The sequence below is a fragment of the Marinobacterium maritimum genome (assembly GCF_039523155.1).
Lineage (GTDB): Bacteria > Pseudomonadota > Gammaproteobacteria > Pseudomonadales > Balneatricaceae > Marinobacterium > Marinobacterium maritimum.
Genome location: NZ_BAAAET010000003.1, coordinates 1 through 14,805 on the forward strand (window position 1 = coordinate 1; position 14,805 = coordinate 14,805).

The 14,805-nt window shown below is 56.3% G+C and carries 17 protein-coding genes; all 17 read right to left on the reverse strand.

All coding sequences use genetic code 11. The features are described 5' to 3' along the window. Nucleotides 1-286: 286 nt before the first annotated feature. Nucleotides 287-1,159, reverse strand: coding sequence for a glutamate racemase (gene murI / locus ABD013_RS10950; protein WP_343805809.1), 873 nt, complete (start codon nucleotides 1,157-1,159; stop codon nucleotides 287-289). A gap of 1 nt (nucleotide 1,160) precedes the next feature. Beyond that, entirely contained in the window at nucleotides 1,161-2,597 is a 1,437-nt protein-coding gene (der, locus tag ABD013_RS10955) for a ribosome biogenesis GTPase Der (protein WP_343805811.1), read from the reverse strand. Between the two features lie 71 nt (nucleotides 2,598-2,668). Then, nucleotides 2,669-3,814 (reverse strand): outer membrane protein assembly factor BamB, encoded by a 1,146-nt coding sequence (gene bamB / locus ABD013_RS10960; protein WP_343805813.1) that lies wholly within the window; start codon nucleotides 3,812-3,814, stop codon nucleotides 2,669-2,671. An 8-nt stretch (nucleotides 3,815-3,822) separates the two neighbouring features. Continuing rightward, nucleotides 3,823-4,485 carry a YfgM family protein gene (locus tag ABD013_RS10965; RefSeq protein WP_343805815.1) on the reverse strand — a complete coding sequence of 221 codons (663 nt, stop codon included), beginning with the start codon at nucleotides 4,483-4,485 and terminating at the stop codon, nucleotides 3,823-3,825. A gap of 36 nt (nucleotides 4,486-4,521) precedes the next feature. Continuing rightward, nucleotides 4,522-5,763 carry a histidine--tRNA ligase gene (gene hisS, locus ABD013_RS10970; RefSeq protein WP_343807398.1) on the reverse strand — a complete coding sequence of 414 codons (1,242 nt, stop codon included), beginning with the start codon at nucleotides 5,761-5,763 and terminating at the stop codon, nucleotides 4,522-4,524. A gap of 60 nt (nucleotides 5,764-5,823) precedes the next feature. Next, nucleotides 5,824-6,786 (reverse strand): RodZ domain-containing protein, encoded by a 963-nt coding sequence (locus ABD013_RS10975; RefSeq protein ID WP_343805817.1) that lies wholly within the window; start codon nucleotides 6,784-6,786, stop codon nucleotides 5,824-5,826. After that, entirely contained in the window at nucleotides 6,783-7,562 is a 780-nt protein-coding gene (gene pilW / locus ABD013_RS10980) for a type IV pilus biogenesis/stability protein PilW (protein ID WP_343805819.1), read from the reverse strand. The genes ABD013_RS10975 and pilW overlap by 4 nt, the downstream gene beginning before the upstream one ends. Before the next feature lie 9 nt (nucleotides 7,563-7,571). Then, nucleotides 7,572-8,705 carry a dual-specificity RNA methyltransferase RlmN gene (gene rlmN / locus ABD013_RS10985; protein WP_343805821.1) on the reverse strand — a complete coding sequence of 378 codons (1,134 nt, stop codon included), beginning with the start codon at nucleotides 8,703-8,705 and terminating at the stop codon, nucleotides 7,572-7,574. Between the two features lie 56 nt (nucleotides 8,706-8,761). Continuing rightward, nucleotides 8,762-9,169, reverse strand: a complete 408-nt coding sequence (gene ndk / locus ABD013_RS10990; protein WP_343805822.1) for a nucleoside-diphosphate kinase — start codon at nucleotides 9,167-9,169, stop codon at nucleotides 8,762-8,764. Nucleotides 9,170-9,300: 131 nt separating this feature from the next. Further along, nucleotides 9,301-9,501: a Fe-S cluster assembly protein IscX gene (iscX, locus tag ABD013_RS10995; RefSeq protein ID WP_343805823.1), complete on the reverse strand. Its 201-nt coding sequence runs from the start codon at nucleotides 9,499-9,501 to the stop codon at nucleotides 9,301-9,303. Between the two features lie 8 nt (nucleotides 9,502-9,509). After that, nucleotides 9,510-9,848: an ISC system 2Fe-2S type ferredoxin gene (fdx, locus tag ABD013_RS11000; RefSeq protein WP_343805824.1), complete on the reverse strand. Its 339-nt coding sequence runs from the start codon at nucleotides 9,846-9,848 to the stop codon at nucleotides 9,510-9,512. After that, the gene (gene hscA / locus ABD013_RS11005) at nucleotides 9,848-11,728 is read right to left on the reverse strand and encodes a Fe-S protein assembly chaperone HscA (protein ID WP_343805825.1); all 1,881 of its coding nucleotides are present in this window, start codon (nucleotides 11,726-11,728) and stop codon (nucleotides 9,848-9,850) included. Before hscA ends, fdx begins: the two co-directional genes overlap by 1 nt. Nucleotides 11,729-11,738: 10 nt before the next feature. Then, nucleotides 11,739-12,269, reverse strand: coding sequence for a Fe-S protein assembly co-chaperone HscB (hscB, locus tag ABD013_RS11010; RefSeq protein ID WP_343805827.1), 531 nt, complete (start codon nucleotides 12,267-12,269; stop codon nucleotides 11,739-11,741). 25 nt (nucleotides 12,270-12,294) lie between these two features. After that, nucleotides 12,295-12,618, reverse strand: coding sequence for an iron-sulfur cluster assembly protein IscA (gene iscA, locus ABD013_RS11015; RefSeq protein ID WP_343805829.1), 324 nt, complete (start codon nucleotides 12,616-12,618; stop codon nucleotides 12,295-12,297). Between the two features lie 41 nt (nucleotides 12,619-12,659). Then, a complete protein-coding gene (iscU, locus tag ABD013_RS11020; RefSeq protein ID WP_343805831.1) occupies nucleotides 12,660-13,043 on the reverse strand; it encodes a Fe-S cluster assembly scaffold IscU in 384 nt (127 codons plus the stop codon). A gap of 28 nt (nucleotides 13,044-13,071) precedes the next feature. Next, nucleotides 13,072-14,286 (reverse strand): IscS subfamily cysteine desulfurase, encoded by a 1,215-nt coding sequence (locus ABD013_RS11025; RefSeq protein ID WP_343805833.1) that lies wholly within the window; start codon nucleotides 14,284-14,286, stop codon nucleotides 13,072-13,074. A gap of 21 nt (nucleotides 14,287-14,307) precedes the next feature. Next, nucleotides 14,308-14,802 (reverse strand): Fe-S cluster assembly transcriptional regulator IscR, encoded by a 495-nt coding sequence (gene iscR / locus ABD013_RS11030; protein ID WP_343805834.1) that lies wholly within the window; start codon nucleotides 14,800-14,802, stop codon nucleotides 14,308-14,310. Nucleotides 14,803-14,805: the final 3 nt, after the last annotated feature.

Sequence of the window (14,805 nt, forward strand, 5' to 3'; positions counted from 1 at the left end):
TATTCAGTTAGGTTGCTTGCCTTGATTAAGCTTTGTGTGCTCAATCCTGACAAGCGCCCACACATATTACCTGATCAATTTGTTAAAGAGCGGGCTTGATCAACCGCACCGTTCGGTGCAACCTGTTATCTCAAGCGAGGCGCATATCTTACTACGCCATTTTTCAGTGTCAATCGCTTTTTTAATTTTCTTTCAACAACTTGTCGTTGGTTGAAAGAAGCGTTTGCCGCTGAAGTGGGGCGTATTCTACAGCGATACGAATCACTGTCAACGCCTTTTTCCAACTTTATTTCACAACAGATGAATGGTGTTGAATATCGACCAGTTCAACACTGGCGGCTGCTATTTCTTCATTAAAGAAGTTATTGGCCACCCGTACGAAGCGATCCGGACCATCGGTCACCAGAAAGCTCAACTGCCCCGATGTCTTTTGCGGATTAAGTAAAGCAGCTGCAGCCAGTCTTTCCTTGACCGCTGCTGCAGTAGTAGCCGCGGAATCCACCAGCTGTACCTCTTTCCCGACCACTCGCGCAATAGCCTGACTCAGTGTAGGAAAGTGAGTACACCCCAGCACCAGCGTATCGAGCTGCTCTTCAGGGCTGTGGCGCTCCAGCATTGGTGACAGGCATTTGGCGATAATCTGCTCAACCAGAGTTCCCTCATGCCAGCCCTCTTCAGCCAGTGCCACAAACAGTGAACAGGCTTGCGCCTGCACACGCGCCTCAGGCATCAGGCCCAGTATGGCCTTTTGGTAGGCCTGATTATTCGTCGTACTCTCGGTTGCGATCACGCCGATGTGCTTTCGCCTGGTTGCCTTGCAAGCGGCAATAGCCCCCGGCTCGATCACACCCAATACTGGCAGCATGGGGTAACAGGCCTGTAAGTGCTCCAGCGCCATTGCCGAGGCTGTATTACAGGCAATCACAATCGCTTTAATGTGCCTTGCCTGCAACGCACTCACGGCCTGTTCAGCATAGCGCATCACCGATACGGCGCTTTTGGTACCGTAAGGTACCCTTGCGGTATCACCCAGATACACCAGGTTTTCATTCGGCAGCGCTTCCCTCAGGGCGTTGAGGACGGTAAGCCCTCCCACCCCTGAATCGAAAACACCAATCGCCGCATCGACCTCAGCAGCTTTTGCCTCCGCACAGATCATCTCAGCGCTGTGCCTTTTTCTTGGCCTTATGCTTCATCGTCTTGATGTGCTGACGGTTACGTTCTTTCTTGGCCATCTGTCGCGGAGTCAACTTGTTGCGCCGCCCGGCAAAGGGGTTATCACTGGTTTTGAACTCGAAGCGAATCGGGGTACCCCGTACCTTAAGGTAGCGAATGAAACGGTTTTCCAGATAGCGCTTGTATGACCCCGGAAGTGCGGCTGTCTGATTGCCATGTACAACAATAATTGGCGGGTTGGAACCGCCCTGGTGCGCATAGCGCAGCTTGATGCGACGGTTATTGATCGCCGGCGGCTGATGGTCCGCAACCACATCTTCGAGCAACCGTGTGAGCTGGTTGGTTGACCATTTGGCCATTGCGCAATCATAGGCTTCATTGACCGAGGCATAGAGATCACCCACGCCGGAGCCATGCAGTGCCGAGATGAAGTGGAACCGGGCAAAAGCGGCGAATTCCAGCCGGCGCTCTACCTGAGACTTTACATGTTCACGCTTCTCGGGTGTCATGCCATCCCACTTGTTCAGTGCGACAACCAGCGCTCGCCCAGAGTCGATCACAAATCCGAGCATGTTGAGATCCTGCTCGGTCACCCCCTCTTGGGCATCGATCACGCTGATCACCACATTGGCGTCCTTGATCGCCTGCAGCGTCTTGACGATGGAGAACTTCTCTACCGCTTCGGTAATATGCTTGCGACGACGTACCCCGGCCGTATCGATCAGCGTATACGGTTGACCATCACGCTCATAGGGAATGTAGATACTGTCTCGCGTGGTACCGGCCTGGTCATAGACCACGACCCGATCTTCGCCCAGCATTCGGTTGACCAGCGTCGACTTGCCGACGTTTGGACGCCCGATCACAGCGATACGGATGCTGTCATCCTTTTCTTTCTCTGCTTCTTCCGCAGCCAGAGCCTCCTCGTCCGGCATGAACGGCGCCAGCACCTCATCAATCAGAGACGTGACATTACGACCATGCGCCGCTGCAATGGGAACCGGCTGACCAATACCCAGCGTATAGAAGTCCGCCATGGCCGTATCGGGATCAATGCCATCGGTCTTGTTGACCACCAGCCAGCATTCCTTGTTATTGCGGCGCAGATGGTCGGCGATCATCTCATCAGCCGGGTTCAGGCCGGCACGGCCATCTACCAGGAAAAGGACAATATCGGCTTCATCAATCGCCAGCAGAGACTGCTCGGCCATGCGCTGATCAATGCCAGCTTCGTCTCCGGAAATCCCTCCCGTATCGATTACGATGTAATCGCAGCCGCCGACGCGGCCTTCTCCGTATTTGCGATCTCGGGTCAGGCCCGGCAGGTCGGCGACCAATGCGTCACGAGAACGGGTCAGCCGGTTAAACAGGGTCGATTTGCCAACATTGGGACGACCCACCAAAGCGATTACGGGTAACATAGGATTTCACCTGGAAACAACACGGCGGCACTCTGCAGAACAGAGGCCGCCGTGGATAATTCGAATTGTGCTTACTGCAGCTTCAATGCGGTTAGACGGCCATCGTTGCTCAGGGCATAGAGTACATCATCTTTCACCAGTAGATCACTCTGCACACCGGACGAATCCAGTTTGTAGCGTGCCGTGAAGTGACCATCAATCTGGGACAGCGCATGCAGGTAACCTTCACCATCTGCCACGACCAGACTGTTGCCCAGTACGACCGGGGTCGTCAGATGGCGATTGAGCAGTCCATCCTGACGCCAGACGCTGGCACTGTTACGAGCATCGAATGCCTGCAGGCTGTCATCTGCGGTTACAGCATAGACGTTACCAAAACCGCCAGCCAAACCGCGGTAGCTCGACAAGTCCTGTGCCCAAACCAGCTGTCCATTTGAAGGATTAACCGCCGCCAAGCGTCCCTGATAGCTGGTCACATATACCAGGCGGTTATACACCAGTGGCTGTGCATCAATATCAATGATACGTTCCAACTCGGAGCGTCCTTCCGGCAATGCAATGCGCTGCTCCCAGATCGGCCGGCCGCTACGGTTTTCAATCGCCACCAGTTTGCCATTGGCAAAACCAGCCAGGGTCAGGTCAGCGGCCACGATCGGCGCAGCTGTACCCCTCAGGCTCAGGCTCGGGATCTGGCTGTCATAACTCCACAGCTGATGGCCAGTCGTCTGATCCAGAGCGACCAGTTTGCCATCCAGCTGCTGCACAACCAGAATCTCGGCATTCATCTGCGACTGACTGACCACTTCCGACGTCGCCTGGTAACGCCAGAGTTCACTGCCATCATCGGCAGACAACGCCAGCACTTCTCCACTCAGCGTCGACAACGCAACCAGGCCATTGCCCGCACCAATACCACCAACCACTTCCGTATCGAGATCGCGGCGCCAGATCACCTCACCTGATGCACGATCAGCAGCCAGCACATCACCTTCTGCACTGACAGCGAAGATGCGATCACCGTCGATAGACGGTGTCAACTGGTGGAATTTTTCTCCCAGGTCGCTCCCAACACTGACACTCCAAAGCGCCTTCAGGGCCTGCTCCTGCTCAAAATCGACCAGTTCTGCCGGTTGCACCTGCTGTTCAGAGCTGAACATGCCGCAACCGGACAGACTGCTGCCGATGACAGCGGCTGCCAGCAGGTTTTTCAGTTTCATCCCTGCCTTCATGAGTTCACCTCGGCCAGATCGTCCCGCTTGATCTTCAACAACGGCTTACGTGTTTCGCCACCGGCCGCCAGCAATGCAGCCTCATAGGCGCCACGCGCCTGCTCACGCTGACCCAGAGACAGGTAGAGGTCGCCCAGCAGCTCCTGCTTTTCCGCTTCGAACGAGCCGGCATCGAGCCCCTGTACAATGGCCACCGCTGCCTCAGCTTCACCCAGCTGCTGCATCAGTGCCGCCTTGCGCAGCGTTGCTACACGCTTGATGCTGTCCAATTCTTCCGATGCAGACAGTACCCACTCCAGCTCTTCCCTGGCCTCTGCAAAGGCTTCATGCTGAACATGCATCGCGGCCAGAACCAGTCCGGCATAACGGGCATAAGTGGTATCAGCAAAGTCCGCTTTGAGCTGCTCGGTCAGATGCTTGGCCGTGGCATATTGAGCATCATCCTCGGCATTCATAGACTGCAGCTGAGCCGCTTCGGTCAGGTTCTGATACAGCGCAGAAGCGGTCGCGGCCTGTTGTTCCTGATGTGTCTGCCAGCCTTGCCAGCCCAACACCAGCGCAATCGCCAGACCAACACCCAGAACCAGCGACTTGCCGTTCTCTTGCCACCAGGCCTTCAATGCCTGCAGCTGTTCCTCTTCCGTTCGCAATTCAGCCACGTTCCGACTCCTGATTATTCTGTATTCGCAATGAAATTAGTGGGCAAACAGCACCAGCAGGCGCTCAATCAGCCGATCCGGCTTCAGGTCATACTCGGTTTCATCGTTATACCAGAGTGACCCCTGCAGGCCGCTTTCTTCCGTTTTCTTCACCAGGACAATCGCCCGGGCGCCTGTTTGGCGAGCCTTGGTGGCAATGTTCTTGAGACCCGCACAGTGTACGCGGATGCGCAGTCCCGGTACCGCTGCACGCAGCTGCTCCGCCAGCAGTACAACATCCGACTGAATGCCCTTATGCTCGGCCGCCAGATAGAGATCAAACGTCTGACGAGCAGAATCCGGCACCAGCTCCAGGGTTTCCAGCAACAGGATCAGCCGCTCTACCCCCATGGCGAAACCAACGGCCGGGGTCGGCTTGCCACCCAACTGCTTGACCAAACCATCATAACGGCCACCCGCACAGACCGTTCCCTGAGCACCCAGTTCCTCGGTCACCCATTCAAAAACGGTCTTGCAGTAATAGTCCAACCCGCGCACCAGGTAGGGGTTCACTTCGTAGCGCACACCCGCGGCATCAAGCATTTCACACAACTGACGGAAATCCCGTGCAGACTCATCATCCAGATAGTCAGTCAGCACCGGTGCCTGCTCGAGAATGACCCGGGTCGCCTCGTTTTTGCTGTCCAGCACTCGTAGCGGATTGCTCTCAAGTCGACGCTGGCTGTCTTCATCCAGCTGATCGAAATGCTGCTGCAGATAGGCCACCAGCGCATCACGATACTCGGCACGCGCCTGATTGCTCCCCAGCGAGTTCAGCTGCAGGGTGACCGCCTCACTCATGCCCAGCTCATGCCACAGTCTGGCAGTCATCAGGATCAACTCGGCATCCACATCAGGGCCCGCCATGCCGAACGCTTCGACACCCACCTGATGGAACTGGCGGTAACGGCCTTTCTGCGGCTTTTCGTAACGGAACATCGGTCCCTGGTACCAAAGGCGCTGAGTCTGGTTATACAACAAACCATGCTCTTCACCAGCACGCACACAGCAAGCCGTACCTTCAGGACGCAGAGTCAGGCTTTCACCGTTACGGTCATCGAAGGTATACATCTCCTTCTCGACGATATCAGTTACTTCGCCGATGGAGCGTTTAAACAGGTCAGTCTGCTCGACGATTGGCATACGGATCTCAGAGTACCCGTAGGCGCCTACTACACGCTTGATGGTGGCTTCAAGATACTGCCAGACCGGTGTTTGCTCCGGCAGAATGTCGTTCATGCCGCGAATGGCTTTAATCTTTGTCAAAACGTCAGCTTTCCTGTCAAATCAAATAAGGGTTTACAGAGGTAGGCGCAGGCGGGCCACATTTTCTTTGCTGATTGAGGCAAGTTCAATCGGTTTGTTGTCATAGCGAATCTCGGCCACGGCACTGACGCGACCGATCACCACCGCCAGCGGTTCTTCGCCTTCAAGCTCGAGCGAGCTGCCGCCCTTGGCTACGCCGCTGTACAGGGTCCGCCCGCGAGCGTCCTTAACACTGAGCCAGCAGTCATCGGCAAAACTCAGTGCCAGCCCGGGAAAAAGTGCCGCTGCCTGGGCAAGGGTTTCGGATGCCTGCTCCCCCTCTTCAGCAGCAGGCAGGGCTTCTGGCTCAGCACTCGCTTCTGTCGAAGCCTGGGAGCCCTCCACGGCCGGCGCCTCAGCCATTCCGGCAGCGGTATCCGAGCCGGTTATCGCTTCTGACACGGTCTGCTCCAGTACACCAGCAGCAGAATCCATATCCGCTTCAATCTCGTCCAGCTGCGGCAACACCAGCGTAGTGCCATCCGTGGTCTCGACCGATACCGGCAAATCATCTTGGGCTCGACGTTCATCAACATCGAAACCGAACTGGGCCTGCCACCACCAGACACTGGCGGCCACCAGCGCCAATACAAACAGCCAGGTGCCTACTTTGAGCACGGGGTGACCCTGACCACGCCCCGGAACAGTGGACACTGTACCGATAGCCTTCACCTCAGCCGTGGTAGCCAGGTTACCGGTCTGCTGGTTATAAGCCGATACCAGCCCGTCTGCATCCAGCTTCAAAAAGCGCGCATAGGAACGAATATAACCACGTGAAAAGACCGGGTCTCTGAGCTTATCCAGTGCGCCCTGCTCGATCGCATGAATGATTCGTTCGTGCAGGTGCAACTGGTGTGCGACCTGCTCGGTGCTCAACCCCAGCTTTTGGCGTGCGTCAGAGAATGCCTGGCCGGAAAAGACCACCGGGGGAATCACAACTTCAGTATCATCACTCACTGGGCACTCTCCTGATAAAGCCGATACTCCTCAGAATTGGGGTACATGTTTTTCAACAGCAGTGCATAGGTCGCGGCACGAGACGCATTGCGGTCCAGGCGTGCCAACTGGATGCCCACCCAAAGACTTTTTGGATAGTGCTCAACCTGGCGCTGCTCAACCTGCTGGCGAAAACGCTCGAAATAGCGGCTCGCCATGGCATGCTCACCGCGATCAAGCAACAGCTGGGACAGTTCTACCAGGGCAACATAGCGATTACCGTTGATCGCCAGCGAACGCCTGAATGCTTCTTCAGCATCCGTGTTACGACCAATCAGCAGATAACAGCGACCGAGATTTTCGAGTGCCTGAGCACGCTGTGGATAGAAAGGATCTCGGGAAGCCAGATCCAGTTGCACACAGGCTTCCTGGTAGCGTTGACGGGCAAACAGAAAGGCGCCGAAGTTGTTGTGCAGCATGGCCGAGTCAGGATCTGCCGCCACCCCCTTGCGAAAGTACTCTTCGGCGAGCCCGTATTCCTGCTCAACCTGAAACACCAGCGCCATCGCATTGTTGGCCGGCGCATAATCAGCATCAATCGACAGGGCGCGCTGCAGTGACATTTTGGCATTGACGGTATTACCGGCCTGCAGGTACTGCACGCCGAGTCCGGTATAGGCCTCCACGGCCTCCTTCGGCTCGGAGTCTTGCATACTACCGGTACTACCCGACTGTGTTGCACAGCCGGACACCAACGCTGCCGCAAGCAACAGCGAAACCAAGCCGGAGCCTCTCACGCTTCCCCCTTAAACCCTTTCAGTCTTTCCGTGAACAGGCTCCTCTTGTACCACAGGAATGTATTTTTGGCTACGACGGGTACGGTCCTCAACCTGCCCCACCAGCTGGCCGCAGGCCGCATCCACATCATCACCACGGGTACGTCTTACGGTGGTGATGATCGACGCTTTCAACATGATGTCCTTGAAGCGTTGAATTGCTTCTTCACTGGGGCGACGATAGCCGGAGTTCGGGAAAGGATTGAACGGGATCAGGTTAAGTTTGCACGGCACCTGGCGCAACACCTTGACCAGCTCACGGGCATGTTCGGGCTGATCGTTGACCCCTTCAATCAGGGTGTATTCAACGGTGATCACGCGCTTGTCATTCAGGCCTTCCAGATAGCGATTGCAAGCCGCGATCAGCTCTTCGATCGGATACCGCTTGTTGATCGGTACCAGTTGATCACGCAGCTCATTGTTGGCGGCATGGAGCGAAATTGCCAGTGACACGTCACTGACCTCACGCAGCTTGTCCAGTGCCGGCACCACACCCGAGGTGCTCAGCGTCACACGGCGCTTGGACAGGCCATAGGCGTTGTCGTCCATCATCAACTGAGTGGCATCAACAACGTTATCAAAATTCATCAGCGGCTCACCCATACCCATCAGCACAACGTTGCTGACGCGACGTTCGGACGGGTCAAAGGGACCGTAGGCACGAATGGCCACACGCAACTGGGCGATAATTTCCGCCGTTGACAGATTGCGGTTGTAGCCCTGCTTGCCGGTAGAGCAGAAACTGCAGTCCAGCGAGCAACCGACCTGAGAAGAGACACAGAGAGTGCGGCGATCACCATCGGGGATCAGCACCATCTCGATTGCGGAACCGCCATCCATGCGAATAACCCATTTGCGGGTACCATCCCGGGAAGTTTTGTCCAGCAGAATTTCCGGCTCGCGAATCTCGGCCACTTCAGCCAGCTTCGTGCGCAACGCCTTGCTGATATTGGTCATCTCGTCAAAGCTGGAGGCACCCTGCTGATGCAGCCATTTGAGGACTTGAGTCGCGCGAAAACGCTTCTCGCCCATTTCTTCGAAAAAGGCTTCCAGCTTGGCCGGAGACAGTCCCAGGAGGTTGATTTTGGATGGGGTCTCAGACATGTAGAATTACTCGTTTAGAATGACAGGCTGCCCAGAACGGGCAGCCCGGTACGAAATCAAGCGCCGAAGAAGTAGGCGATTTCGCGCTCTGCAGAAGCAGCAGAGTCGGAACCGTGTACGGCGTTGGCATCGATGGATTCAGCGAAGTCACGACGGATAGTGCCTTCAGCCGCTTCCTGCGGGTTGGTCGCACCCATCAGTTCGCGGTTCAGAGCGATCGCGTTTTCACCTTCCAGAACCTGTACAACAACAGGACCGGAAGTCATGAACGCGACCAGGTCAGCGAAGAAAGGACGCTCTTTGTGCTCAGCGTAGAAACCTTCAGCATCAGCCTGGCTCAGCTGCTTCATCTGCATTTCAACGATTTTCAGACCCGCTTTCTCGAAGCGGCTTTCGATCTCACCGATTACGTTTTTAGCAACGGCGTCCGGCTTGATGATGGAAAGTGTACGTTCAACTGCCATAGGTATAATCCCCAATCTATAATGCTACAGGTCAATAAGGCGCAACATTATACGCAAAGCACCAGAAGCTGAACAGACAACTCTGAAGAGCGGAAAAGCCCGGCATTCGCTCGGGCTTTTGCTGTTTGTGCTTATTCTGCCTCTTCGATCCAGGCCATCTGGATCGCTTCCAGAATTTTCTCGCCACAGTGGTCCGGATCATCATCGAACTCGTCCAGCTCCAGGACCTTGGTATACAGGTCCGGGAAACTGATCTGCAGCGGATTCACATCCGGATAGGCCTCATACAGTTCAATGGCGATATCGTGAACATCTACCCATTTCAAGCCCATGTTACACCTCAGTGCTGTTCGGATACCTGGTTGATGGTGTATTTCGGAATCTCCACCACCAAATCTTCACTATCGACCAATGCCTGACAACTGAGGCGAGATTCCGGTTCAAGACCCCAGGCCTTGTCCAGCATATCGTCTTCCAGTTCATCCGCTTCATTGAGCGAATCAAAACCCTCACGCACAATGACGTGACAGGTCGTGCAGGCACAGGATTTTTCGCAGGCATGCTCGATCTCGATACCGTTGGCCAGTGCCACGTCACAGATCGACACCCCTGGCTGCGCTTCAACGACTTTGCCCTCAGGACAAAGCTCTTCATGTGGCAGAAAAATCACCTGGGGCATTAACGCGCCTCCTTATCAATATCTTCAATCGAGTGACCGGACAGCGCCCGGGAAATGCTCTGATCCATGCGCCGTGAGGCGAAGAAATCACTAGCTTTTGCCAGCTCTTCAACACCGCTTTCGATGTGACGGTAGTCACCTTCCGCAACAGTGGCCTCCAGCTTGGCCACAGCCTGCTCCAGCGCTTCACGTTCATCGACAGACAGCAGCTCACCATCCTGCGCCATCGCCGCACGTAGCGCCGCGATAATCCGCTCGGCCTCGACCTGCTGTTCACGCAGATTACGCGCTTCCAGATCCACTGCCGCATGACTGTACGATTCCTTCAGCATGCGAGCGATCTCGTCATCACTGAGACCGTAGGACGGCTTCACCTGGATACTGCTCATTACGCCTGTGGACAACTCTTCGGCGGAGACACTCAACAAACCATCCGCATCGACCTGGAAGGTGACACGAATCTTGGCCGCACCGGCCGCCATCGGCGGAATATCGCGCAGCACGAAACGCGCCAGAGAACGGCAGTCCTGCACCAGCTCGCGCTCACCCTGCACCACGTGAATCGCCATTGCTGTCTGGCCATCCTGATAAGTGGTGAATTCCTGTGCCCGCGCGACGGGAATGGAGGTATTGCGGTGGATAATTTTCTCCACCAGACCACCCATGGTCTCCAGCCCAAGCGACAAGGGAATTACATCCAGCAGCAGCATGTCGCTGTCCGGCTTGTTGCCAACCAGCACATCAGCCTGTAGCGCGGCGCCGATGGCGACTACCCGGTCCGGGTCGATATCGATGTGCGGCGGGCGACCGAAGAACTCGGCAACCGACTCACGCACCAGGGGTACCCGAGTAGAACCACCCACCATGACAACTTCGGCAACCTCATCCGTCGATACACCGGCATCCTTGAGAGTGCGACGACAGGTTCTCAGGGTTCGCTTGACCAGCGATTCAATCAACGCTTCGAACTGCTCACGACCAACTTCGACGCGGATTTCACGGCCATCCAGCTCGACAGACTCTCTAACCAGATCTTCATCGGTAAGGCGTTCCTTGATGCGTCGTGCCAGCGTCGTCAAAGCACGGGCTGAAGAGGCGTTCAGCGCAGCGCCCAAACCGGACTGCTGCAGCAACTCCTCGGCCAGCAAACGGTCGAAGTCATCACCGCCCAGCGCAGTGTCACCACCAGTGGCCAGAACCTCGAACACGCCGCGATTAAGGCGCAGAATGGAGATATCGAAAGTACCGCCACCCAGGTCATAAACCGCAATGACACCCTCATCCTGTTTATCCAGACCGTAGGCGACCGCTGCCGCCGTGGGTTCGTTGAGCAGGCGCAGTACCTTGAGACCAGCCAGCTGGGCGGCATCCTTGGTGGCCTGGCGCTGAGCATCATCGAAGTAGGCCGGCACAGTGATCACTACACCTTCGAGCTCACCACCGAGAGATTCTCGCGCGCGCTCGGCCAGCGTCGACAGGATATCCGCCGACACCTCAACCGGGCTCTTATCACCCGCCGCCGTCTGCAGATAGGGCATGCCGGACTCGGAAGCGCTGAACCGGTACGGCAGCTCTTCACCCAGCCCCTTGATATCTTCAGCCCCACGCCCCATCAGACGCTTAACCGAAATAATGGTGTTATAGGGATCCTGAGAAGCCTGCGCCAAGGCTTCGGCACCGACACAGGGCGTCGCATCCTGCTGATAGCGTACAACCGACGGCAACAGGTGGCGCCCGGCCTCGTCAGCCAGGGTGACGGCCTCACCGCTACGAACCGATGCGACCAGTGAATTGGTAGTGCCCAGATCGATCCCGACCGCCAGCTTGCGCGCATGCGGTTCAGGGCTCTGTCCGGGTTCAGCTATTTGCAGTAATGCCATAGAACTTCCGTTAATCGTCGAACAGTCTGTCTTCCAGTGCCTCGATATCGCTCTGCAGCTTGCAGATGAACTGCATCTTGCGCACCAGCACCTCTGCCTGCTCCAGCTGTTCGCCTTGCCAGGCGCTCACGAACGCACCCTGAAGACGCTTGAACTCACCAGCCACATGCACCTGCAGGGCTTCCAGCTCAGCCTCGGGATCGTCATGATCAACCGCTTCAGCGGCCCGCTCACGCAGCTCCATCTGCTCCATCAGAAACATGGGATCCAGCTGGTTACGGGTTTCAGAGAGGGTATCAATACCCTGGAGGGACAGAAGATATTGCGCGCGCTTAAGCGGCGACTTCAAGGTGGTCAACGCCTCGTTGAGATAGGTCGTATACTGTACGGCCAGGCGTTGCTCTCGATCAGACTGGTGTGAGTGTCTGTCTGGATGTATCTGTTTCTGCAGTTCGCGATAGCGCTCGGTCAGCCGGGCCTGATCCACATCAAAGCTGACCGGCAGACCGAGGAATTCAAAGTAGTTACGCGTGATATCCATCAACCGGCCTCACTGGCTGCAACGCCTAGACGTTAAAGCTCTCGCCGCAACCACATTCGCTGCGCACATTCGGGTTGTTGAACTTGAACCCTTCGTTCAGTCCTTCACGGACAAAATCGAGTTCAGTACCGTCCAGATAGGCCAGACTTTTGGGATCGATCATCACCTTGACACCGCCAAACTCGAAGATCTGATCTTCCGGCTCCTGAGCATCGACAAACTCCAGCACATAGGCCATACCGGAGCAGCCCGATGTCCTGACGCCGAGACGAATACCTGCGCCGTGACCGCGTTTTTCAAGATAGCGCGCGACATGATCGATCGCGGCCTGTGTCATGCTAATTGCCATAATTACCCCAAGCACGGAGGGCATCGCCCTCCGTTACGGTGTCACTTCTGCTGTTTGTTGCGGTAGTCTTCAACCGCCGCCTTGATCGCATCTTCGGCCAGAACCGAGCAGTGAATTTTCACCGGCGGCAGTGCCAGCTCTTCCGCGATCTGGGAGTTCTTCAACTCGGACGCCTGATCCAGCGTCATACCCTTGACCCACTCGGTTACCAGAGAGCTGGACGCGATGGCCGAACCGCAGCCATAGGTCTTGAAGCGGGCATCTTCGATCACCCCTTCATCGTTGACCTTGATCTGCAGGCGCATAACGTCACCACAGGCAGGCGCACCTACCATACCGGTACCGACATGCGGATCCTCGGCATCCATTTTACCGACATTGCGCGGGTTTTCGTAATGATCAATAACCTGTTCGCTGTAAGCCATGATAAACCTCCAAAACGTCTTCGGGACCTTAGTGGTGGACCCACTCAACCTTGCTCAGATCTACACCGTCTTTGTACATATCCCAAAGCGGAGACAGTTCACGCAACTTGCTCACGGCAGTGCGCACCTGCTCGATGGCGTAGTCCACCTCTTCTTCGGTCGTGAAGCGACCCAGAGAGAAACGGATCGAGCTGTGTGCCAGCTCGTCATTCAACCCAAGTGCACGCAACACATAGGAAGGCTCCAGGCTTGCCGAAGTACAGGCAGAACCTGAAGATACGGCCAGATCCTTGATCGACATCAGCAGAGATTCACCTTCAACGAAGGCGAAGCTGATGTTCAGGATACCTGGCACATGATGTTCAGCTGAGCCGTTCAGATGCACTTCTTCCATATCCTGAACGCCATTCCACAGGCGCTGACGCAGGGTTTCCAGACGCGCCGTCTCGGCCGCCATCTCTTCACCCGCGATACGGAAGGCTTCACCCATGCCCACGATCTGATGAGTCGGCAGGGTACCGGAGCGCATACCACGCTCATGACCACCACCGTGGATCAGTGCTTCAAGACGCACGCGCGGCTTGCGGCGGACATAGAGTGCACCCACCCCTTTGGGACCGTAGATTTTGTGTGCACACACGGACATCAGATCGACTTTCATCTCTGCCATGTTGATCGGCAGTTTGCCGGCACTCTGAGCCGCGTCCACATGGAAAAGGACACCCTTGGCACGGGTAATTTCACCGATGGCCGCGATGTCAGTGACGGTTCCGATCTCGTTGTTAACATGCATCAGCGAGACCAGAATGGTGTCCTCACGCAGCGCATCCGCCACCTGTTCTGGCGTAATCAGACCATTGCTGTCCGGCTCCAGATAGGTCACCTCGAAACCTTCACGCTCGAGCTGACGACAGGGGTCCAGCACGGCCTTGTGTTCAATCTTGGAGGTGATGATATGCTTGCCCTTCTTGCTGTAGAAGCGAGCAACACCCTTGATCGCCAGGTTGTCGGACTCGGTCGCACCGGACGTCCAGACAATCTCACGCGGATCCGCACCCATCAGGTCGGCCACCTGACGACGCGCGGTTTCCACTGCTTCCTCCGCCTTCCAGCCAAACAGGTGGGAGCGTGAAGCCGGGTTACCAAAGTTGCCATCGGGAGTCAGGCACTGAACCATTTTTTCTGCCACACGAGGGTCAACCGGTGTTGTTGCGGCGTAATCTAGGTAGATCGGCAGTTTCATCTTGTTCTCTCCAAAAAAACTCTACACAGCGGCCTTGCCGCGCGCTGGCTGTTCTGTACTGCTGGCGATCAGCTGATCAACCTGGCGCTGTTGACGACCGGCCACTTCCTGCACATCGCGACGCGCGACCAGGTCAGCCAGACTGATACTGCTCAGGAAACCGTGAATCTGGTCACTGAGGTCGCACCAGAGATGGTGAGTGAGACACACTTCGCCGCCCTGGCAGCCGCCAGTGTGTTGACAGCCCGTGGCATCGACCGACTCATTAACCGCATCAATCACTTCCGCCACATTAATGCAGGCCTGCTCACGCTTGAGCTGATAGCCGCCACCCGGACCACGCACACTGCGCACCAGCTCATTGCGGCGCAGCTTGGCAAACAACTGCTCCAGGTAGGACAGCGAGATACCCTGACGCTCGGAAATATCGGCCAGACTGATCGGCCCCTTACCTTCATGCAGCGCCAGATCCAGCATCGCTGTTACGGCGTATCGCCCTTTAGTTGTCAATCGCATAGT

Coding starts and splice junctions, on each gene's coding strand:
- murI (WP_343805809.1), bottom strand. CDS start 1,159: ATGATCTGTGCGGAGGCAAAAGCTGCTGAGGTCGATGCGGCGATTGGT.
- fdx (WP_343805824.1), bottom strand. CDS start 9,848: ATGCCCCAGGTGATTTTTCTGCCACATGAAGAGCTTTGTCCTGAGGGC.
- der (WP_343805811.1), bottom strand. CDS start 2,597: ATGTTACCCGTAATCGCTTTGGTGGGTCGTCCCAATGTTGGCAAATCG.
- ndk (WP_343805822.1), bottom strand. CDS start 9,169: ATGGCAGTTGAACGTACACTTTCCATCATCAAGCCGGACGCCGTTGCT.
- iscU (WP_343805831.1), bottom strand. CDS start 13,043: ATGGCTTACAGCGAACAGGTTATTGATCATTACGAAAACCCGCGCAAT.
- iscX (WP_343805823.1), bottom strand. CDS start 9,501: ATGGGCTTGAAATGGGTAGATGTTCACGATATCGCCATTGAACTGTAT.
- bamB (WP_343805813.1), bottom strand. CDS start 3,814: ATGAAACTGAAAAACCTGCTGGCAGCCGCTGTCATCGGCAGCAGTCTG.
- iscA (WP_343805829.1), bottom strand. CDS start 12,618: ATGGCAATTAGCATGACACAGGCCGCGATCGATCATGTCGCGCGCTAT.
- rlmN (WP_343805821.1), bottom strand. CDS start 8,705: ATGTCTGAGACCCCATCCAAAATCAACCTCCTGGGACTGTCTCCGGCC.
- hisS (WP_343807398.1), bottom strand. CDS start 5,763: ATGAACGACATTCTGCCGGAGCAAACACCGGTCTGGCAGTATCTTGAA.
- hscB (WP_343805827.1), bottom strand. CDS start 12,269: ATGGATATCACGCGTAACTACTTTGAATTCCTCGGTCTGCCGGTCAGC.
- ABD013_RS11025 (WP_343805833.1), bottom strand. CDS start 14,286: ATGAAACTGCCGATCTACCTAGATTACGCCGCAACAACACCGGTTGAC.
- iscR (WP_343805834.1), bottom strand. CDS start 14,802: ATGCGATTGACAACTAAAGGGCGATACGCCGTAACAGCGATGCTGGAT.
- hscA (WP_343805825.1), bottom strand. CDS start 11,728: ATGGCATTACTGCAAATAGCTGAACCCGGACAGAGCCCTGAACCGCAT.